This is a genomic window from Flavobacterium saccharophilum, assembly GCF_900142735.1.
Classification (GTDB): Bacteria; Bacteroidota; Bacteroidia; order Flavobacteriales; family Flavobacteriaceae; genus Flavobacterium; species Flavobacterium saccharophilum.
Window position 1 is genome coordinate 710,553 of record NZ_FRBY01000003.1, and the last position, 21,003, is coordinate 731,555.

A 21,003-nucleotide genomic window follows, 5' to 3' on the forward strand; every position below is an offset into this window, starting at 1 on the left:
AATTACTAAAAAATATAATTAAAAAAACTAAACTCTACTTTTTCTATCAATTTTACTCTAAACTACTCAAATAGCTTAAAACAATCTAAATAAAACTAACAATAAAGTACCAGATAGCAAGGGTAATAAAAGATATCGGGATTCCGAAACCAATCATCATGCTGCTTAATTTCGGCTTTAAACCATAGGTTGAAGCTAATATAGCACCCGTAATCATGGGTGCCATTGCGATTTCAATTATGGTAATTTTAATGGCCTCAGAATGTTGATTGAAAATGAAAACATATAAGACCATAATAATGAATGGCGTTACGATAAGTCTGAAGAAAAGTCCCAATCGTAAAAATCGCCAATGCTGACTTCTTCTATCAAAATTTAATTGCAACCCAACAGAAAACAGAGCCAAGGGCGTAACCAGACTTCCTACTTTCAACAATACAGATTGAAGATTTAGATCTAAATCATAATTAAAAACATTCAAAGAGCAGGCCACTACAAACGTAATGAAAGGCGGAAATAAAATTACTTTCTTCAAAATACTCCACGCATCCGGGCTTCCTTTTGAGTAAAATGCCGCCACAAAAACACCTAAAGTAGAAACCACAACAAAAGTGCCGGGCTGATCTACTAAAATTGCCGTTTCTAAACCTTTTTTTCCAAATAAGGCTTCCACTATAGGATAACCTAAAAAAGAGGAATTACTCAATCCTGCCGTCAACACCAAACAACCAATAAGTTTATTTGACCAACCCAATCGTCGCCCTAAAAAATGAAAGAAAACAAATGCCAGGAAAAAACTAATCCAGCCCGCTCCAATTGGAAACAACAGATCATTGTTCCATTTTATTTTCGGAATATGATATAAAGTGATTGCGGGTAAGCATACATAAATAACAATTTTATTGATGCTTTTATAGATATGAGTTGGAAACCGCTTTACCTTTTGCAAAAGCAATCCTAAAAACAAGAAGAAGAATATCTGAATAAAGTTGTTCATATCGTAGGTTCCCGACAAAAATAAGGATTTCTAAATTAGTAATTAGTGCTTAGTCGTTAGTAATTAGTCGTTAGTTGTTAGTTTTTAGTCTAATCGTTTTAAAGATAATTTTTCTAAAATCCCTAGATGACTACTTATTTATCAAAACTAATTACTAAGAACTAACGACTAATGACTAGGAACTAAAAAACTGTTAAATATTTTTTTTGTTCAATAAAACACTTTACATTTGTAACATATTTTATTACAGTATGATTTCAGGTAAATTTGCCATAACGATTCACATTCTTACTTTACTCACCAAATATCCAAATGATTATTTATCATCTGAATATATTGCGGGAAGTATTAATCTGAATCCTGTTTTGGTACGAAAAGAAATTGCCAATCTAAAAGCACATCATATTGTCGAAAGTAAAGAAGGTAAAAATGGCGGAACTAAATTAGCCGTGGATCCAACGAATCTTACTTTGAAAGAAATTTTTGAAATGACTTTTGAAACCATTAATCTGGGATATGCTAAAAATCAGCCGAATCCGGATTGTCCGGTTGGAAAAAAAATCAATCAAAATTTAGCCGCTTTATACGCGGATATGAATCAAAAAGTTAGTTTACAATTAGAGGGAATTTCTTTAGAAGATTTTTCTAATCAGTTCTAAAACTATTTTTTTACACAAAACTGTAACATTTTTTATTACTAATAAAAATTATATATTATGAAAATCGCACTTATTGGAGCAACAGGATTTGTAGGCTCAGCCATTTTAAACGAATTAGCAAGCAGAAATCATGACATTACTGCTATTGCAAGAACACCAAAAGAAACTGCAAATGTAAATTGGGTAGCTGTTGATATTTTTAATTCAGATGCATTAGCCGAAATCTTAGAAGGAAATGATCTTATCATTAGTGCTTACAATGCCGGATGGACCAACCCAAACATTTATGATGATTTTATTGCCGGTTCAAAATCTGTTCAGGAAGCAGTGAAAAAATCAGGAGTAAAACGTTTCAGTGTAATTGGAGGCGGCGGAAGTTTGTTTGTTGCACCCGGTTTACAAGCAGTGGATACACCAGATTTTCCAAAAGAATATTATGTTGCTGCGACTGCTGCACGTGATTACCTGAACATCATTAAAGAAGAAAAAGAACTGGACTGGGCCTTTTTTAGTCCTGCATTCGAAATGCACGCCGGAACTACAACAGGAAGAACCGGGAAATACCGTTTAGGTTTAGAAAACCCAGTATTCAATGACGAGCAAAGAAGCATTTTATCTGTAGAAGATTTGGCTGTTGTAATTGCTGATGAAGCAGAAACTCCAAAACACCACCAGGTTCGTTTTACTGCGGGTTATTAAAACACGAATTCCACAAATTTACACGAATTAATTAGTGTTAATTAGTGAAATTCGTGTTACATATCAAAACAGTTTCAAAGAAAATCCTTTTTGAAACTGTTTTTGTTTTCTGTACTTTTACAATACCAAAAAATGTATTTTGTCAAGTCCAAAAAAGCCATCTAGTAGTTTACAAGAAAAAGCCGGTATTTCACCTCCTGAAATTATCAATATATCGGCTATAAGTCAAATTCAGAAAAATAGGCGAAAACAACCTTCTTCACAAGAATTAATTGCCGGAATTCTGGATGGAAACAGAACAGCTTTGAGCCGTGCTATTACTTTGGTCGAAAGCACCAATCAGGAGCATGCTGAAAAAGCCAATGAAGTTATTAAAGGATGTTTGCCTAATGCCAATAAATCTATTAGAATAGGAATTACAGGCGTTCCCGGCGTTGGAAAAAGTACTTTTATTGAAGCTTTTGGAACTTTCCTAACACAACTTGGAAAAAAAGTAGCGGTATTGGCCGTTGATCCGAGTAGTTCACTTTCGCACGGGAGTATTTTAGGCGATAAAACCCGTATGGAAGAATTGGTAAAAGATGAAAATGCTTTTATCAGACCAAGTGCTTCGGGAGATACTTTAGGCGGCGTGGCACGAAAAACGCGTGAATCGATTATTTTGTGTGAAGCCGCTGGTTATGACACTATAATTATTGAAACCGTTGGCGTAGGACAAAGTGAAACCGCTGTTCACAGTATGGTGGATTTTTTCTTATTACTAAAAATTTCCGGTGCAGGCGACGAACTTCAGGGTATTAAACGTGGTATCATGGAAATGGCCGATGCGATTGTCATCAACAAAGCCGATGGCGACAATATAAAAAAAGCAAATCAGGCGAAATTAGAATTCAACAGGGCGTTGCATTTATTTCCTCCCAAAAAATCAAACTGGCAGTCAAAAGTTACGACTTGTAGCGCTATTACCAAAGAAGGTATTTCAGACATCTGGAACACCATATCTGATTATGTTCAAATGACAAATGAAACTGGTTTCTTTCCCGAAAAAAGAAAGGAACAAAATCATTTTTGGATGATGGAAACCATAAATGAACAATTGAAACTCAACTTCTATAATCAACCCGAAATTATTTCGCAATTGGAAGAAAATAAAAAAGCAGTGCAAAACGATGAAATTTCACCTTTTGCAGCTGCTCAAAATTTATTAAAATTGTATTTTTCTAAAAGTAGCTAAGTAGCTAAGATTCTTAGTTGCTAAGTAATTTAAAAACTCAGAACCTTAGAATCTTAGCTACTTAGAAACTTTTCCTTTCAACTTGTATTTGTTTTCTTTATACAAATTTCCTGCTGTAATTACATGCGCCAAAGCATCTTTTGCTAATTCTTCATTTAATTTAACCGGAATTAAAGTCGTATCATTTTTGATTTCAAACTGCAATGGTTTCAAATTAGGCTGCATAATCACAACCTGATTTTCAACTCTGAAGGCATTGATATCATTAAACTGCATAATTGATCTTCCTTGTGTTTTGGCATCCAGCTTATTTAAGTTTCTACCTACCATTGGCGTTTCAAAAGGAATTCCTAAATAACCTAATAAGGTTGGCGGAATATCAATCTGACTTGCCAAATTGCTATAAACTGAACCTTTCTTCACTCCTGGCCCCATTATTAAAGCCGGAATATGGAATTTGTTAATTGGCACTAAGTTTTTACCGTATGTTCTTGTGTTATGATCCGCAATAACAATGAAAATCGTGTTTTTAAAATACGCTTCTTTTTTAGCCATTTCGAAGAATTTCCCAATGGAGAAATCGGCATATTTCATGGCATTATTTACTGTTGCAGGTTTCTTGTCAAAAGGTTGGATTCTTCCTGTCGGATATTCGAAAGGTTCATGATTTGATGTCGAAAACATTAAAGAAAAGAAAGGTTTGTCACCTTTTGCCTTAAAGTAACTATTTGCTTTGGTAACCAAATCTTCATCAGAATAACCCCAGGTGCCTTTGAAAGCATATTTATTTCCATCTGATTCAAAATCTTCCTGATCTACAATATCCTGAAAACCATTTCCGTTGAAAAACGAAGCCATATTATCAAAATTCGCCATTCCACCATAAATAAAACTAGTGTCATACCCTTTTTGTTTTAAGGCATCTGCAAGTGTGAAAAATCCTTGTTGTGAGTTTCCAAGTTTTACCACACTTTCTGATGGTGAAGGTAAAAATCCGGTTACAACCGCCTCAATTCCGCGTACACTTCGTGTTCCAGTGCAATACAAATTGGTAAACAATAAACCTTCTTTTGACAATTTATCAAATTCCGGCGTCAATGGTTTCCCACCTAAAATTCCAACATATTCTGCCCCTAAACTTTCCTGTAAAAAGATAACCAAATTATAAGGCTTCTTATTAGCTGAGTCTGGTTGTTGCACATGTAAAAACGGGATATCAGCATCGGTAAAATCATTTGGACCTGCAATCATGTATTTCTTTACACGCGCAATAGCTTCGGCTTCATCCATTTTTCCATACATCTTGGTATTTCCTTCATTTTTGATCGAATAGGCTGCAAATGCAACCGTGTAGAATGAATTCAATCCAAGAGTATTGGTCAACTGATCTGTAGAGAAAACAGCATTGCTGGCATTAATTGGACGCTTTGAAGTAAGACTTGAACGTGCTCCAAAAAACAATAAAAAAGCAACCAATGGAAAAACCATTAATTTGAATTTATAATCAGCTAGTGAAGTATAGAAATATTTTTTTCCTTTTTTGAAAGCAAAATAGATAACCGCTGCTAAAATCAGGAACGTAACTATAATAGAACTCAGGTAACTTTTTAAAAGCATCCCAACAACTTCCTTAGGATAAATTAAATAATCTAAGAAGATTTTATTCGGACGCGTATCATATTGTTTTACAAAATCAGGCGAAGCTAATTCTACAAACAGAATTAGAAACAGGAATAAGAAACTATAAATTAAAAGAAATTTATTAGTGAACTTTAACCATTTATTCGGTAAAAAAGTAATTAAAACAGCCGGAAGAAAAGACAAATAACATAGTAAAATCAAATCCATTCGAAGGCCGATTGGAAAAATATACCAGAAATTTGGTGTTTCGACAACCCTGTCTTTAAAAAGAAAAAATAAAAATATTCGGCTTAAAGTAGTAATTAGCAATCCGATTGCTATAAAATTGAAAATAGGTTTTAAAAAACTTAATTTTTTCATTAGAAAGATTTAGAACGTAAAAAAAATATCAAACAAATTATTCCTCGTAACGATTTATTTCTCTGTCATAAAATTCATTTGCTTTTTCAATTAAACCTTCCATTTCAGCATTTAATTCGGCTTCATCAAGATCTTCCGCTTCTTCTAAAAACTCAACCTCATCATCTTTTAAATTGATTATAAATCTTGGGTAATCTAGGTGAATGATGAAAATATCATCTGGAAAATCAGTATTATCTCCAAGTAAAAATTTAGGTAATTCCATTTTATTTTTGTTTTTATATGCTTCAAATTTAGCTATTTGAAACTGAATTATTAATTAATTTTTTAGTTAAGTAGTGAAAACGAATGTATAGAAATATTGCCGCAGAAGTTAATCCTGCCAAAAGTCCAATCCAGACGCCTTCTGCTTTCCATGGCGTATATTCTGCCAAATAATACGAAATCGGGAAACCAATTACCCAATAGGCAACAAAGGTTATATACATTGGCACTTTTACATCCTGCAAACCGCGAAGTGCTCCAAGAACAACCACTTGTATTCCGTCAGAAATTTGAAAAATAGCGGCAATCAAAAGTAATTTCGATGCAATACTTATCACCTCATTATTATCAAGTAATTGTCCTCCATTTTCCATATTCAAAAAGAGATACGGTAAGTAATTATGGAACGCAACAAATAGTATAGCAAAAAGGGTTTCGAGTATGATGGCCAATAAAAAAATAGAACGGGCCACCACTACCAATTTTCTAAAATCCTGCAAACCTCTTTGGTTGCTAACTCTAATCATCGACGTTACACTTAATCCCATCGCAAACATAAAAGTCATCGACGCAAGGCTCAAAGCAATTTGATTGGCTGCCTGACTGGTTTTTCCAATATTTCCGCAAAGCCAGATGGAGGCTGTAAACAGCACCACTTCAAAAAGCATTTGCATGGCTGATGGAAAACCAATGCTTATTATTTTTTTTATGGTTTCTTTTTTAATTTCCTGAAAACTGAAATCTTGAAAAAAGCGTTTTAAATCATTTCTTCGCGACAGCATAATGTGCATAAACATGACCAAAAATATTCTTGATATAACCGTTCCTAGAGCTGCACCAATAATTCCCATTTTAGGAAAAATCCAAATACCATAAATCAAAACATAATTTATACCTACGTGTAGCACATTTGCCATGATCATAGCGTACATCGAATATTTTGTCATCGACATTCCGTCAGCAAATTGTTTGTATCCCTGATATATAATTAGCGGAATTAATGAAAAAGCAACCCAGTCCAAATAAGGTTTTGCAAGTTTAATAACATCAGCGGGTTGATGCAGTAATTCCATTATTGGCTTTGCCAGAACAATTACACCAAAAAGCATTAATCCTAAAATAGTACATAAAAACAAGCCATGATGAAAAGCAGAACGAACTTTAGTATCATTCTTCTCCGCATCACCTTCTGCTACAATTGGCGTAATGGCTGTCGAGAAACCTATCCCTAAAGACATGGCAATAAAAACCATACTGTTTCCAAGCGAAACTGCGGCAAGTTCAGTACTTCCCAACTTCCCTACCATTATATTATCGACAATACCTATTAAAGTATGGCCCACCATTCCTAAAATTACGGGATAAGCCAACTTAAAATTATACGAAAACTCCTTTGTATACTGTGCTAAGTTCAATTCTATTGTTTTTAAGTCGGCAAAGATAATCAGAAGCTTTGAATTCTGTGGTATTATTAAAAAAGATAAGCTAATATTAAAAATTCCAAAAAATAAATTCTAATTTCCAAGAACTTTAAACATAGAAAATAAAGCCTGTTTTAAAATTATATAACAATTTCGGAAAATTATATAACGACTCCAAAACACCTCAATACTACTTTTACACTATTAATAATTCAAAAAAAATTGTCTTTATGATCTCAAGAAATCTGAAATTTATCTGCCTAGCTGCTATAGCTTTTTTATCTGCCAACACAACTTTCGCTCAAGACACTGCAACTGCAAAAACCGAAGGTGAAATTAAAAATTACGATCAGGGTTTTAGATTGGGATTTGGTTTAAACGGAGGTTTACCAACTGACAATGCTTACGATTGGTCTCTTGGGGGAGATGTTCGTTTACAATATGATTTGTCTAAAAGAACATCGTTGACATTGACCACAGGTTTTACAAACCTATTTATGGGAAAAGACGACAATGGAGTTGATCAAAAAGATCTTGGATTTATTCCTGCAAAAGCTGGTTTTAAAGCCTTCATTTGGGAAGATCAATTCTATGTTTTAGGTGAAGTGGGTGCTGGTTTTGCCGTTACAAACGGATATGACGACACTACTTTTTTATGGGCGCCAGGAATTGGGTACGCCAACAAATATATCGATATCAGTGTCCGCTACGAGGACTACAACAAATTCAAAACCAATCAGGTGGCTTTACGTCTTGCCTACGGATTTGATTTATAAAAATACGTTCATTTATTCTTTTGTTTTTGGTATGAACCCGACAGATCCTCATAGTCTGTCGGGTTTTGTTGTTTATATAAAGTCTGCACAACCCAAAAAAAACAAACCCGACAAGTTTCAAAAACCAATCGGGTTTAATACAGTAAGAAAATATCTAATTTTCTAATTGGCACATTATCTAATTAAATAATTAAGCCCCTAATTCTTTTTTATACATTTCGATATTAGCTTTTATTTTGTCATCAAGATCCGGTTCTTTAATATCAGTATGTTTTTGCATTTCTTCCCAAATAATTTTAGCAACAATATAACGCGCCATTTCTTTATCATCGGCAGGAACAATATACCAGGGCGCATAATCTGTCGAAGTTTTATTGATGGCTTCTTCATAATATTCCTGATATTCTTTCCAATGTTCTCTTTCCTTCAAATCGCCAGGAGAAAATTTCCAATGGTGTTTTTCTTCTTCCAAACGGCGTAACAAACGTTCCCTTTGCTCCTCTTTGCTCAAATGCAAATAAAATTTCATTACAATAGTTCCGTTTTGCGAAATATGCTTTTCAAAATTATTAATCTGCTCAATTCTATTTTCCCAAAATTGAGGCGTAATATCGTCAATCGAATTAATTCCTGGCAAATTCTCACCCAAAATATATTCAGGATGCACACGTGTTACCAAAACATTCTCATAATGTGTTCTATTAAAAATGGCAAATTTTCCTTTCTCAGGAAGTGCCAGATAATGTCGCCACAAATAATCATGTTCCAATTCAGTCGAATTCGGCGTTTTAAAACTGTGCACCACAACCCCACGCGGATTAAATTCCTTAAAAACCTCCCTGATTAAACTATCCTTCCCGGACGTATCCATTCCCTGTAGGCAAATCAAAACACCGTATTTATTATGCGAATACATAACGTCCTGTAAGTCACTCAATTTCGCCTGAACTTTATCCAGTTTTTTTTCTTTTGTCTCTTCGTCTGCATCAATATCGAGCAAAGTCGAAATCTTGGATAACTTTATTTTTTTTACAACTTTAAAATCATTCGGGTCTATAGATTTCATATTTTTCCATTTTATATTATAAATATACTAATTTTACGAAGCATATTCCTGCTATTCATTGCAATACTTTTTCAATAAATTGTTTTTTTACAAGCCATAACAAGAGCTTCCGCTGGTCGCTTTGTTCTGTCAGTAAAAAATACAATTTCTCCTCAAAGTATTTTCATTTCTATCAGGGCTAGCGACACTTTTACAAAACAACATTCATGGAAAAATTTACATTAGAAATATTATTTCAAATCATCGGAATCGGATCAGCATCAGGATTATTTTTCAATAACAATTCTCTTTATATCATTGGCGACAATAGTGGATTTTTATACGAATACAATATGCAGGATCAGCAATTGAGTCATCATCCTTTAATTGATAATCCGTCGCAAAACATTCCGAAAAACATAAAACCCGATTTTGAATCGGTAACACATCACAATGATACCTTATATGTTTTTGGTTCGGGTTCTACAGACAAACGAAACAAAATGATTGCCTTCGATCTTAAGTCGAAAACCATTTTACAAAAAAATGATTTAGTTGATTTATATGCTTTAATGCAAAGTTTCGGAGAAATAAAACCGGAAGACTTCAATTTGGAAGGCGCTATTTTCGATGGCGAAAATTGGTATTTATTCAACCGCGGTAACGGAGTATCCAACAAAAACACCATTTTCACCATTCACGCCAAAAGTCTGGGCGAAGAATTTGCTTTGGTGGCAACCAATTATAAATTGCCAAAAATAAAAGGAGTTCGTTCCAGTTTTACAGATGCTATTTTGGTTGAAGATAAAATCTATTTCTTATCAACTGCGGAAGACACCAAATCAACTTATGATGATGGTGATATCTTAGGTAGTTTCATTGGAAGAATAGATCTTAAAACCATGAAAATCGATTTCACTCAAAAAATAACATCAACCAATAAATTTGAAGGCTTGACTTTTTATAAAAAATCAAGTGATAAAATTGAGTTTTTACTTTGCGAGGATAATGATACGGAATTATTGGAGACTAAGATTTTTAAATTGAGTTTGCCCGTTAAGTAAATAACACATTCACTTTGTGCAATTTTACGGATTCTTTGTAAATCTTTGTGTAAAAGCTTTACCACAGAGATTCACAAAGAAATCACAGAGTGACGCAAAGAATTTTGAAAAAATTGTCGGTAATAGTAGAGGTGCACAGCAGTATGTAATCCGCAAAGAATACCCATTTCAATAAAAACCACGCTTAAAGACGCACTGCTGTAAACCTTTACAATAAAACTCTGTACCTTTGAACCTTAGCAACTTTGAGCCTTTAAAAAAAACTTTTTTCCACAGCCTTCCCAACCTTTTTATCTTTTAAGCTCTCTTTAGTATAAAGACAACAATTGTGATAAACGAAACCATTATTTCCAACTGCAAAAAAATGCACCGTGATGCCCAGCGTCAGGTGTATGAGCATATGGCTCCAAAATTGTATCGCGTTTGCAAACGATACTTAAAGAAGGAAGAGGAAATTGAAGAAGCGATGGCCGACGCTTTCTATACCATTTTCACAAAACTGGATCAGTTAAAAGAAATTTTAGCTTTTGAGGCTTGGGCACGAAAAATAACCGTCAATCACTGTTTGGCAACTATCAGGAAGAACACCAATTTCAATATGTATCTTGATGATGTCAAATTGCTGTCACAACCTTTTACAGAAGAAATCAATTCTCTGGAAGAAGAAGATTTACTCAATTTACTAAACCATATTCCGGACGGCTGCAAAACTGTTTTTAACCTTTTTGTTATTGAAGGTTTTGGGCACAAAGAAATTGCAGCAATGCTAAACATTTCTGAAGGTACCTCAAAATCACAGTTGAATGCAGCTAAAACCAAGCTGAAGGAATTAGTAAACAAATTGTATTATCAAAAAGCAAAGTAGTCATGGACAATCAAGATAAAATATTCGATAAATTTAAAGAAGCCGCGCACAACTCGGAACAAAAGGAGTTTCCGGGAATGGATAAAGTCTGGGCGCGCGTTGAAGATAAACTCGATAAAAAAGAAGATAAAAAAGCGATTTCATTATGGAAAAAAATTGCCATTGCTGCTTCTCTTTTATTATTAATATCTTTAGGGACACAATTTTTAAAATCAGATCAAAACACTACGATTCCAGCTTCAGAAGTGGTCGTAAATGAAACGGAGAAAGAAGTAATTCAGAAATCAGAAATTAAAAAGGATGGAGTTGCTATCGAAGATTCAAAACTAATTCCGAAAGCTGAAGCTGTTAAGATCTTAGACAAACAAATAAAAGAACAGCAAACTGTTGTTGCTAACAATGATCAAATTACAGTTGCAGAAGCTGTTGGTATAGGAACTGTTTCTGAACCTGTTGAAGTCATCGCACCAATTTCGGAATCTGTGTCTTCTTCAGATTTTGTTAATGACGAAGAAGATTCAGTTGCAAAAGATAAAGTTGCTGATTTAGGCTATTCAAAAAAGGTAGAAAGAGAAGCTTTTGCAGCAAAAGCAGCTGGACAACAAGCTGAAAAAGCTAAAAAAAGTACACCATTGGTTATCTTAAATGGTAAAGCAATGTCTCATAGCAATGATGCAAAAAGAGATGAGATGATGCAGGCAGAATTACCAAACTTTCAACCCGAAAACGTAGAATCGTTAGTGGTTTTAGACGAACCGTTATACATTATTGACGGTGTCTATTATTCAGAAAATGATTTATTCGGAAATAACCCTACTAGTCCATACGCTCCTTTAAACAAACAGGAGATAAAAACTATTACCATTCTTCAGGATACAGAAGCCGTTGCAAAATATGGCGAAAAAGGAAAAAAAGGAGTTGTTATTATTATGACTAAAAACGGAAAGCCTGCTCCTAAAAATTAATTACAAAACTCAAATTGATTCCTAAAAATCTTTGTCAAAGTTTTACACTTTGACAAAGATAAATCTCAACAATTATCTAAAAAATCACTTTCATGAAAAATGTCAAAACTCTTTCATTGGGCATTGCTATGCTTATAGGTCTCAGCACTAAAGCACAAGAAAAAATAGTTACTGACTTAATTTCTGAAATAAAAGAAGCTAAATTTGTCCAAACGGAAGTTGAGATATCACCTGTAAAAGTTTCTTCAAATTTTGTAAAAACGGATTCTTCACCACCAAGTTTACGAATTGTATGTATTAAAAGTATTCAGGAAAGAAATGAACCTTTATACATTCTTGATGGTCGACTGATAAATGCTAAGCAATTTTCTAAAGTTAATCCAAATGATATTCAGGACATAAAAGTTTTAAAAGGCACTGAAGCTACTTCCATTTATGGAAATCAAGGAAAAAATGGGGTTATAATTATTACAACAAAAAAGAATAGTCAAAACAATAACGACGAATAAGAAAGTTGTTAAACTTAGATTAAGAAAACATTTAAAGCATTATTTTAGGAAGCAAAAACTGTATTTTTGTGTTACTAAAATGATGCTTTCTGCATTTCTAAAAATACTACCATGACAGACTTAAAAAATAAAAATGCCCTAATTACAGGAGCGGGAAAAGGAATTGGAAAAGCAATTGCACTTGCTTTAGCCAAAGAAGGCGTAAATGTAATTTTAGTTTCAAGAACCCAAACCGACATTGATCAATTGGCAGATGAAGCTTCTAATCTGGGTGTAAAATCATTGGCTTTAGCAGCAGACGTTTCAGATATGAATGCGATAAACAGCGCTGTAGAAAAAGCTTTATCAAAATTTAAAACGATAGACATTTTAATAAACAGTGCCGGAATTGCTTCTTTTGGAAAATTCATGGAATTAGAGCCCGCAGCCTGGGAAAAAATCATCCAGGTGAATTTAATGGGAACTTATTATACAACCCGCGCCGTTATTCCAAATATGATTGAAAGACAGACTGGTGATATTATTAATATTTCATCAACTGCAGGACTTGCTGGAAACGCATTAACGAGTGCTTACAGCGCTTCAAAATTTGCAGTTTTAGGTTTGACAGATTCTTTAATGCAGGAAATGAGAAAGCACAACATCCGCGTTTCTGCCTTAACTCCTAGTACTGTTGCAACCGATATGGCAAAAGATTTAAACTTAACGGATGGAAATCCTGAAAAAGTAATGCAGTCTGAAGATATTGCAGAATTATTGATTGCGCAACTTAAATTAAACCGAAGAGTTTTTATTAAAAACAGCAGTATTTGGTCTACTAATCCTTAATTTTAAAAAATAAATTCCAATATTTAAATTCCAAATTCCATCTCTTATATGATTAGAATTTAAAAAATTGGAGTCTAAAAACTATCGTACTTTAATCTTTGTGACAGTTTAAAACTTTTACAAAGATCTAATAGCCTAAAAAATATAAATTTTAATATTTAAATTCCATATTCAAAATACTGATTGAATTGGAATTTGGAATTTATCCCGAGGCTTCGGGATTGGAATTTTACTAAAACGAAAATGATGGAACAATATTTAAGACAATTAATTGCAATAGAATTCACGGATAAAAAAGAAATTTTTACTGGATTTCTTATTGATTATTCTGATGACTGGATTTTACTTCGAAATAATCCGGTCGATTACATTTTGGACGGTTTTGTGATTCTGAAAAACAAAAATATAGAAGCGATTCACAGAGATCAGGATCTTGCCTTTACAGAAAAAGTGATCCGCTTAAAAGGTTTGAAAACAAGCGCCGAAGATATTATCCCAATTAAGGATTTAGCTTCGATTGTAAATTTCTTAACCAATAAATATGGCATTTTTCAGATTGCAAAAAAATCTGCCAAATCGGCTTATTTAGGCAAATTGCTTGAATTGAATGATGAAGAATTAACTATCGACTTCCTGGATACAAGAGGTCAGTTTGGTGGTGAATTAAGTTTCAATCCGGAAAAAATCAGAGTTATTGAATTTGATACGGATTATATTAATTCCTTGAAATTGGTATTGGAGCAAGAAATAAAGTAAGCATGAATAAAATTATCTGTTTTACGATTGTTTCTTTTTTAGTGTTTTCCTGCAATACAAAAAACAATAATGAAATAACGACATCTTCTTCTACTGCAAAAAGCATTGATACTGCAAAAAGCGAAACAAAATCTATTCAACCGGAAAAAACGGACCGAATTTTAATTGGCCCTAAAATAGAAGGAGATTTTGATGGTGATGGTAAAGATGAATTCGCAATTATTACTCAGACAAAACAAGGTGAAGGAAATCCCGTTGAAGATGGAACTCCGGATGAATACACAATCTCTTTTAGTAATAAAGAATTAAAGACAATCCTTATTGGATGTTGTGAAGCTCAATTAATAAACGAAGGCGATTTAAATCAGGACGGTAAAGAAGATTTTTCAGTCTATCAGGCTCCAATGAATGGAACTGTTTACGAAATGACAACCTATTCACATCAAAATTCAAATTGGAAACAAATCGTAGAAACGTTTTTGATACCAACGGCACATCAAGAACTGAATAACGAAGAGCTACAAAAGAGAGTCTTTCTTGAAAACAATACATTGTATATCCTTAAAGAGGATCCAAATGATGAAAATTATAGATTGATTAAGAAAAAGATTGAATTAAATTAAAAACAGCAAAGCCCTTTTTAAAGGGCTTTGCTGTTTTTGTAAACTCTAGAAAAATAAACCATTTTACATTTCACAATTATCATTTTACACTTCCGCTAATTTGTTTACAAACTCTAAACGAACACTTCCGTCTTCATCAATTTTTGTCAAATTAATATCTTGCAGCGTATTAATCAATTCAGGATTCCATGGTGTTTTTACTTTTACGTAGTTTTCAGTAAAACCATGAATGTATCCTTCTTTATTTTCACTTTCAAAAAGAACCGTCCTTTTGGTTCCTAATTGGCTTTCGTAAAAAGCACGACGCTTTTTAACAGATAACCCACGAAGCATTTTACTTCGTTTTGCACGCACATTTGCAGGAACAACTCCTGACATATTAACGGCTTCTGTATTATCTCTTTCAGAATAGGTAAAAACGTGTAAATACGAAATATCCATTTCATTCAAGAAATGATACGTTTCTAAAAAGTGTTCATCTGTTTCTCCTGGGAAACCAACAATAACATCAACACCAATACAAGCGTGCGGCATTACTTCGCGAATCTTGTTTACACGTTCAGTATAAACTTCACGCAAATAACGACGTTTCATCAACTTCAAAATATCATTGCTTCCTGATTGTAACGGAATATGAAAATGCGGTACAAAAGTGCGGCTTTTAGAAACGAATTCAATTGTTTCGTTTTTCAATAAATTAGGTTCAATCGATGAAATTCGCAAACGCTCAATTCCTTCAACTTTATCTAAAGCCTGAACTAAATCAAGAAAAGTATGTTCGTGTTTTTTATTTCCAAATTCACCTTTTCCGTAATCTCCTATATTTACTCCAGTCAAAACAATTTCTTTGATGTTCTGAGCTGAAATTTCTTTAGCGTTTTGCAAAACATTTTCAAGAGCATCACTTCGTGAAATTCCTCTTGCTAACGGAATTGTACAATACGTACATTTATAATCACAACCATCCTGAACTTTCAGGAACGCACGGGTTCTGTCTCCAATAGAATAACTTCCAACATAAAAATCAGCCTCAGCAATTTCGCAGGAGTGGACTTCACCCATATCGTTTTTGCTTAAGTCGTGAATATAATCAGTAATTTTAAATTTCTCTGTAGCACCCAAAACTAAATCAACACCATCAACCGCTGCTAATTCTTCTGGTTTTAATTGTGCATAACAACCAACAGCCGCCACAAATGCCTTTTCATTGAGTTTCATTGCTTTTTTTACAACCTGCTTAAATTGTTTATCGGCATTCTCTGTAACCGAGCAGGTATTGATAACATAGATGTCTGCAACTTCTTCAAAATCGACACGATCAAAACCTTCATCATTGAAGTTTCTGGCGATTGTAGAAGTCTCTGAAAAGTTCAGTTTGCAACCAAGCGTATAAAAGGCAACTTTTTTTCTGTTTTCCATAGGAATAGACTACGTTTTAAGTAGTAAGATATTATATTTACATCTCTTTTGAAGAGTTTGCAAATTTACGTACAATATTCTTTAAAATAAAATCAATAATATACTATATATCAACATTTTGCACGGAACATGTATTTTGAATCTGCCTGAAAAACAGTTAGCAGGACAAAGTATATTTTGAAAACAGGATAATTTTAGAAATACAAAAAATATTTTCAATAAGAATAAATTGACAAAACATCGATTAAATGCAAATATTATCGATTAAATGCATTTTTTCATTCTTTAAATTGAAATTTTCTTACATTTAACTTTGTTTAGAAAGTTTTTAGGAGTATTTTTCACTTCGCTAAAAACAAGTAAATTATTTTATAAACAAATTACGCATAACAATTTTGTTTTTTACTCGTTATGTTGTTGTTTTGTTATAATAAAAAATGGGCAGGCCGAAAACCAGAAAGAGTAGGCGAAAATTATAAATTAAATTCTATATGAAAGCATTTTTACCCACAATCTGCTTGATGTTCTTAACCGTTTTTAGTTCGCAAGCGCAAACTAATGCTCCGGCTGCAAGTAATCCTTTTCCATCGATTAGCACTTTAACAACTTGGGCGAGTTTAAACTCTCAGTCACAATTTGACATTGCTATTCGTGCGGTTGGATTTAAATTTGAAGTAAAAGAGCCAGGTGAAGGTTCAACTGCTTATACTTACATTCGTAAAGTGACTGTAAATGAAGTAAATTATACTGATAGAATTGTTTATAGAATTACAAACAATAATTCAGCAAGTATTATTTCATTGGTTACTGCTTCAACAGATTTAGTGAGTTTATATACACCACAATTAGCAACCTTCAAAAATAACAACTGTAAAACAGAAATGTCTAAAGACAAAAACACAACTTGCAGCTGCTACGAAAGTGTAAATTTTGCAATCGATCTTTGTGATGAACGTGTAAAATTAACTATGGGTGATGGAAATAAATATTTTGTTTCTGTAGCTAAAAAATAATACCAAAAAACAGAGAATAAAAAATTACGAGTTGTTTTCCAAATCTTTGCAAACCTTTATGAGGAAAGTTTACAAAGATTTGGGACGCATTTCTCTGGTTTAGACCAAATTTGGATTTTTCAATTCATACCAAACTTCAGATTCTCCTTCATATTCAAACGAATTGGTGTATTTCAAACCTAGTTTTTCGAGTATTCTTCTTGAATTTTCATTTCCTTCATCTGCGTACGCATAAAGTGCGTCTGCTTTCAATTCGTTAAAAGCATAATCCACAAAGACTTTCCCTGCTTCAGTAGCATATCCTTTTCCCCAGTGTTTCTCTATAAAACGGTATCCAATTTCATAGAAATCTTTATGATTGTTGATTTCATTGGTAATGAATTTTATTCCGGACCAGCCTAAAAATTCATTTGTTTCTTTTAGAATGACAGCCCAACGACCTATTCCAAAATCTTTGTATTGCTGTTGAATATTTTCAATCATCGCAATACTTTCCTCTATAGTCGTCACTGGTTTTTTCCCTACGAAAGTATGTACATTTGGATTCGAATCCAATTCAAACATCCCTTCTATATCAGAAAGTTCAAATTCCCTCAAAAGCAGACGTTCTGTTTCAATTGATTTCTTCATAAACATAATTATTTAAGATATATTTTTGAACAACTTCAGCAACACCATTATCATTATTTGACGCGACAATTACATTCGCCCTGTCGCGCAATTCAGGTATCACATTATCAACCCAAACGCCTAAACCGGCATATTCGATCATAGTTAAATCATTTCCTGCGTTTCCGACCGCTATAATTTCACTTTGATGGATGTTTAATTTCTCTGCTAAGATTTTTATACTTGCTGCTTTATCGATTCCATTTTGAGCTGCTTCAAGGAAAAACGGTTTTGACATTGCAATACTTAAATGAGGCATTGCTAATTTCAAATCCTGCTCTAGCCCTTTCAGATACGAAGGTTCTGCCAATAAAATACATTTTACAGCAGGTTTAGAAACGGCATCTTTAAAACTTGGAACTTTAAGATGGGCTAATCCTGTGATTTCTTTTTCGATTTCAATATACTCCGAATCTGTTTCACTGATAATTTCATTATCCAGATACGTGATAATATGCGTTTTCATTTTCACACTATAATCGTATAATTCATGGATTTGTTCTACAGTCAGTTTTTGTTCAAATAAAACAAGATCATCTTTAACTGTACTAATTATAGCACCGTTAAAGGAAATAATATAAGAATCATTCAAATCTAATTCCAGTTCTTTAGCATAAGCGGTCATGGCAGATGTTGGACGGCCAGAAGCCAAAACCACATAAACGCCTTTTGCCTGCGCTTCAAGAAGTACTTTTTTATTTAATTCCGAAATCTTATGATCGTCTGTCAACAAGGTATCATCCATGTCGAGCACTAACATTTTATACTGCATATTTTTTTGAGTTTTCAGTCTCAGTTTTCAGTAAAATGGGAACTGAAAATTGCGATTTATAACTTTTACTTGATTAACAACAATCGGTTTTCTGTACTGAGACTGAAAACTGGGACTGAAGACATTCTTAAATGCTCATTCTGAAATCTTCAATTACCGGATTCGCTTTTGCAAAATCGGTTTCCTGAATAAAAACTTCAACGGCCAAATCTGTTCCGCCAAAGCCTCCCAAACGAGCTGATTGAATATTATCTTTTTTTACGGTTTCTACTCCCGCTTCTTCTAATCTTTCCTGTAAAGCAATTGCTAAAACTTCACTCCCTGAAAACACCTTCATTAATCCCATGACATTTTATTTTATTGTTATTTTTTATTGTAGCTGATTTACAAAGAACCAGTTTTCACTTCACACTGTAAACTGCGACTGATAACTTATTCCTCCTCTTCGATTCCATCCTCTTCCTCGTCCAACTCCTCTTCTCCTTCTTCATCCATATCAAAGAAATAAGGTTCTAACAGGAATTTATCTGCCAGAATTTCGATGCGCTCTGTCAATATTTCAGCAAAGATGATACGTTGTGTTTTCGCGATACTGTTTGAAATACGCATGATTTTAGTTTCATTACGCAATCTCAAAATAGGATCCGCATCATCCAAAATCAACATTTTTAAGCGATTCACATTGTATCCAGCGGTAGTAAACATATCACTCAGTTTGTTTGGCGTTCCAATTAAAACATCAACTCCTGTTGAAATATAGTTTTTATCGTAGTCCATATCGCCTTTGTCATGAACGCCGTAAACTTCAAGATTGGTATATTTTCCATATTTCTCGAAAAGAGCTTCCATCGCCAATACTTTTTCCTTGTCTTCCACAATAATTAAAGCGCGTGGCGATTCTTCTGTATGTCCAGCCAATTGCTGAATTACATTCAATACGATCGTTGTCGATTTTCCGGTTCCTTTTGGAGAAACAATCATACAGTCTGCACCACTTTTTATGGTTGAAAAAGTTTCCATCTGCAATATATTTGCTTCTGTCAAACCGTTTTCAATTAAGGCATCTTGTAACTTCTCGTTTATTTTTTTTAGTTTCATTTTTTAATGCTTTAGGCTTTAGGCTATAAGCCGTAAGCTAAAATTATTTATATTTAAAATGCTATAAGCTTTAAGCAATAAGCTATAGGCAAAAATTCTACATCGTTAATAGCTTAAAGCCTACAGCTTATTGCGCGAAGCACCTACTTGCTGGCAAACATTTTTACATCGGTTTCAGAAATTTCTGTTCCTCCTAAAATAATCAATCTTTCGACTACATTTCGAAGTTCACGGATATTTCCTGTCCAATCGTATTCCTGTAATAGTTTTATGGCTGGCTGTGAAAATACTTTCACTACATTTCCTTGTTCCGAAGCAATTTTCTCTGCAAAGTGTCTTATCAAAGCCGGGATATCATCTCGTCTTTCATTCAATGGCGGAACTTTAATTAAAATTACTGCCAAACGATGGTATAAATCTTCACGAAAACGACCTTCGGCAATTTCTGTTTTTAAATCTTTGTTGGTCGCCGCAACTACGCGAACGTCAACTTTAATATCTTTTTCAGCACCAACTCTGGTAATCATACTTTCTTGTAAAGCACGTAACACTTTGGCTTGCGCCGAAAGACTCATATCTCCAATTTCATCTAAGAAAATAGTTCCTTTGTCTGCTGCTTCAAACTTTCCGGCACGATCTTTCACCGCCGATGTAAAAGCACCTTTTACGTGACCAAACAATTCGCTTTCGATCAATTCACTCGGAATGGCAGCACAGTTTACTTCGATTAAAGGATAATTAGCACGCTCGCTTTTTTCGTGTAATTGATGTGCTACTAATTCTTTTCCAGTTCCATTTGGCCCCGTAATCAAAACTCTGGCTTCGGTTTGCGCCACTTTATCAATCATTAATTTAATATGACTGATAGCTTCGCTCTCCCCTACCATTTCGTAGTTTTTGCTGACTTTTTTCTTTAAAATTTTATTCTCAACTACCAGTTGTTTTTTATCTAAAGCATTACGAACTGTATTCAATAAACGATTTAAATCCGGCGGTTTCGAGATATAATCAAAAGCGCCCAAACGCATCGTATGAATAGCAGTTTCCATATCACCATGACCAGAAATCATGACCATCGGAATTTCTGGTTTTATCTTTTTTACTTCTTCTAAGACTTCAACACCATCCATCTTTGGCATTTTGATATCACACAAAACCAAATCGTAATCGTTGTTTTTTATTTTATCAAGTCCCACAGCACCATCTTCCGCCTCATCAACCTGATACGTATCATTTTCCTCTGATAAAATCTTTACCAACACGCGTCTGATCGCTGCTTCGTCTTCAATAATTAGTATCCTACTCATTCTTCGTAATTTTCAATTT

23 protein-coding genes are annotated in these 21,003 nt (G+C 33.8%); 12 read left to right on the forward strand and 11 right to left on the reverse strand.

Features of this window, described 5'->3' with window-relative positions; genetic code table 11:
- Positions 1-85: 85 nt before the first annotated feature.
- Positions 86-1,015 carry an AEC family transporter gene (locus BUA98_RS13075; RefSeq protein WP_317614828.1) on the reverse strand — a complete coding sequence of 310 codons (930 nt, stop codon included), beginning with the start codon at positions 1,013-1,015 and terminating at the stop codon, positions 86-88.
- A gap of 233 nt (positions 1,016-1,248) precedes the next feature.
- Here BUA98_RS13075 and BUA98_RS13080 point away from each other — a divergent pair, with 233 nt between their 5' ends.
- From BUA98_RS13080 to meaB, 3 genes are all read left to right on the forward strand, one after another.
- Complete coding sequence (locus BUA98_RS13080; protein ID WP_072973170.1) at positions 1,249-1,656, forward strand: RrF2 family transcriptional regulator; 408 nt, start codon at positions 1,249-1,251, stop codon at positions 1,654-1,656.
- A 57-nt stretch (positions 1,657-1,713) separates the two neighbouring features.
- The gene (locus BUA98_RS13085) at positions 1,714-2,355 is read left to right on the forward strand and encodes an NAD(P)-dependent oxidoreductase (RefSeq protein WP_072973172.1); all 642 of its coding nucleotides are present in this window, start codon (positions 1,714-1,716) and stop codon (positions 2,353-2,355) included.
- A 139-nt stretch (positions 2,356-2,494) separates the two neighbouring features.
- A complete protein-coding gene (gene meaB / locus BUA98_RS13090; RefSeq protein ID WP_072973173.1) occupies positions 2,495-3,589 on the forward strand; it encodes a methylmalonyl Co-A mutase-associated GTPase MeaB in 1,095 nt (364 codons plus the stop codon).
- A 57-nt stretch (positions 3,590-3,646) separates the two neighbouring features.
- On the opposite strand, the gene BUA98_RS13095 is transcribed toward meaB, so the two are convergent.
- Genes BUA98_RS13095 through BUA98_RS13105 form a run of 3 tightly spaced genes read right to left on the reverse strand, consistent with a single transcriptional unit; the run spans position 3,647 to position 7,269 of the window.
- Positions 3,647-5,590 (reverse strand): LTA synthase family protein, encoded by a 1,944-nt coding sequence (locus BUA98_RS13095; RefSeq protein ID WP_072973175.1) that lies wholly within the window; start codon positions 5,588-5,590, stop codon positions 3,647-3,649.
- Positions 5,591-5,627: 37 nt separating this feature from the next.
- Positions 5,628-5,855: a hypothetical protein gene (locus BUA98_RS13100; protein ID WP_072973177.1), complete on the reverse strand. Its 228-nt coding sequence runs from the start codon at positions 5,853-5,855 to the stop codon at positions 5,628-5,630.
- Positions 5,856-5,883: 28 nt separating this feature from the next.
- The gene (locus BUA98_RS13105) at positions 5,884-7,269 is read right to left on the reverse strand and encodes an MATE family efflux transporter (protein ID WP_072973179.1); all 1,386 of its coding nucleotides are present in this window, start codon (positions 7,267-7,269) and stop codon (positions 5,884-5,886) included.
- Positions 7,270-7,505: 236 nt separating this feature from the next.
- Between BUA98_RS13105 and BUA98_RS13110 the strand changes: the two genes are divergently transcribed.
- Positions 7,506-8,051 carry a hypothetical protein gene (locus BUA98_RS13110; RefSeq protein WP_072973181.1) on the forward strand — a complete coding sequence of 182 codons (546 nt, stop codon included), beginning with the start codon at positions 7,506-7,508 and terminating at the stop codon, positions 8,049-8,051.
- Positions 8,052-8,241: 190 nt separating this feature from the next.
- Here the strand turns inward: BUA98_RS13110 and BUA98_RS13115 are convergent, their stop codons facing one another.
- Entirely contained in the window at positions 8,242-9,117 is an 876-nt protein-coding gene (locus BUA98_RS13115) for a PPK2 family polyphosphate kinase (RefSeq protein WP_072973182.1), read from the reverse strand.
- A gap of 206 nt (positions 9,118-9,323) precedes the next feature.
- Between BUA98_RS13115 and BUA98_RS13120 the strand changes: the two genes are divergently transcribed.
- The 7 genes from BUA98_RS13120 to BUA98_RS13150 all read left to right on the forward strand — a co-directional run bounded on the left by BUA98_RS13120 (position 9,324) and on the right by BUA98_RS13150 (position 14,706).
- A complete protein-coding gene (locus BUA98_RS13120; protein WP_072973184.1) occupies positions 9,324-10,160 on the forward strand; it encodes a DUF6929 family protein in 837 nt (278 codons plus the stop codon).
- A gap of 364 nt (positions 10,161-10,524) precedes the next feature.
- Positions 10,525-11,025, forward strand: coding sequence for an RNA polymerase sigma factor (locus tag BUA98_RS13125; protein ID WP_072973186.1), 501 nt, complete (start codon positions 10,525-10,527; stop codon positions 11,023-11,025).
- 2 nt (positions 11,026-11,027) lie between these two features.
- On the forward strand, positions 11,028-11,990 hold the full coding sequence (locus tag BUA98_RS13130; RefSeq protein WP_072973188.1) for a hypothetical protein: 963 nt from the start codon (positions 11,028-11,030) through the stop codon (positions 11,988-11,990).
- A 92-nt stretch (positions 11,991-12,082) separates the two neighbouring features.
- Positions 12,083-12,499 carry a TonB-dependent receptor plug domain-containing protein gene (locus BUA98_RS13135; RefSeq protein WP_072973190.1) on the forward strand — a complete coding sequence of 139 codons (417 nt, stop codon included), beginning with the start codon at positions 12,083-12,085 and terminating at the stop codon, positions 12,497-12,499.
- Positions 12,500-12,610: 111 nt separating this feature from the next.
- Positions 12,611-13,327 (forward strand): 3-ketoacyl-ACP reductase, encoded by a 717-nt coding sequence (locus BUA98_RS13140; protein WP_072973192.1) that lies wholly within the window; start codon positions 12,611-12,613, stop codon positions 13,325-13,327.
- 246 nt (positions 13,328-13,573) lie between these two features.
- Complete coding sequence (locus BUA98_RS13145) at positions 13,574-14,083, forward strand: hypothetical protein (RefSeq protein ID WP_072973194.1); 510 nt, start codon at positions 13,574-13,576, stop codon at positions 14,081-14,083.
- Between the two features lie 2 nt (positions 14,084-14,085).
- Positions 14,086-14,706 (forward strand): FG-GAP repeat protein, encoded by a 621-nt coding sequence (locus tag BUA98_RS13150; protein ID WP_072973196.1) that lies wholly within the window; start codon positions 14,086-14,088, stop codon positions 14,704-14,706.
- An 84-nt stretch (positions 14,707-14,790) separates the two neighbouring features.
- Here the strand turns inward: BUA98_RS13150 and mtaB are convergent, their stop codons facing one another.
- Positions 14,791-16,125 (reverse strand): tRNA (N(6)-L-threonylcarbamoyladenosine(37)-C(2))-methylthiotransferase MtaB, encoded by a 1,335-nt coding sequence (mtaB, locus tag BUA98_RS13155; RefSeq protein ID WP_072973198.1) that lies wholly within the window; start codon positions 16,123-16,125, stop codon positions 14,791-14,793.
- Positions 16,126-16,616: 491 nt separating this feature from the next.
- Here mtaB and BUA98_RS13160 point away from each other — a divergent pair, with 491 nt between their 5' ends.
- The gene (locus tag BUA98_RS13160; RefSeq protein WP_072973199.1) at positions 16,617-17,138 is read left to right on the forward strand and encodes a hypothetical protein; all 522 of its coding nucleotides are present in this window, start codon (positions 16,617-16,619) and stop codon (positions 17,136-17,138) included.
- Between the two features lie 99 nt (positions 17,139-17,237).
- Here the strand turns inward: BUA98_RS13160 and BUA98_RS13165 are convergent, their stop codons facing one another.
- The 5 genes from BUA98_RS13165 to BUA98_RS13185 all read right to left on the reverse strand — a co-directional run bounded on the left by BUA98_RS13165 (position 17,238) and on the right by BUA98_RS13185 (position 20,984).
- Positions 17,238-17,768: a GNAT family N-acetyltransferase gene (locus BUA98_RS13165; protein WP_072973314.1), complete on the reverse strand. Its 531-nt coding sequence runs from the start codon at positions 17,766-17,768 to the stop codon at positions 17,238-17,240.
- Complete coding sequence (locus BUA98_RS13170; protein ID WP_072973201.1) at positions 17,752-18,579, reverse strand: Cof-type HAD-IIB family hydrolase; 828 nt, start codon at positions 18,577-18,579, stop codon at positions 17,752-17,754. The genes BUA98_RS13165 and BUA98_RS13170 overlap by 17 nt, the downstream gene beginning before the upstream one ends.
- Positions 18,580-18,706: 127 nt before the next feature.
- Positions 18,707-18,925: a putative signal transducing protein gene (locus tag BUA98_RS13175; RefSeq protein ID WP_026727963.1), complete on the reverse strand. Its 219-nt coding sequence runs from the start codon at positions 18,923-18,925 to the stop codon at positions 18,707-18,709.
- A gap of 86 nt (positions 18,926-19,011) precedes the next feature.
- Positions 19,012-19,677 (reverse strand): DEAD/DEAH box helicase, encoded by a 666-nt coding sequence (locus BUA98_RS13180; RefSeq protein WP_056196354.1) that lies wholly within the window; start codon positions 19,675-19,677, stop codon positions 19,012-19,014.
- Positions 19,678-19,820: 143 nt separating this feature from the next.
- Positions 19,821-20,984 carry a sigma-54-dependent transcriptional regulator gene (locus BUA98_RS13185; protein WP_072973203.1) on the reverse strand — a complete coding sequence of 388 codons (1,164 nt, stop codon included), beginning with the start codon at positions 20,982-20,984 and terminating at the stop codon, positions 19,821-19,823.
- Positions 20,985-21,003 lie beyond the last annotated feature (19 nt).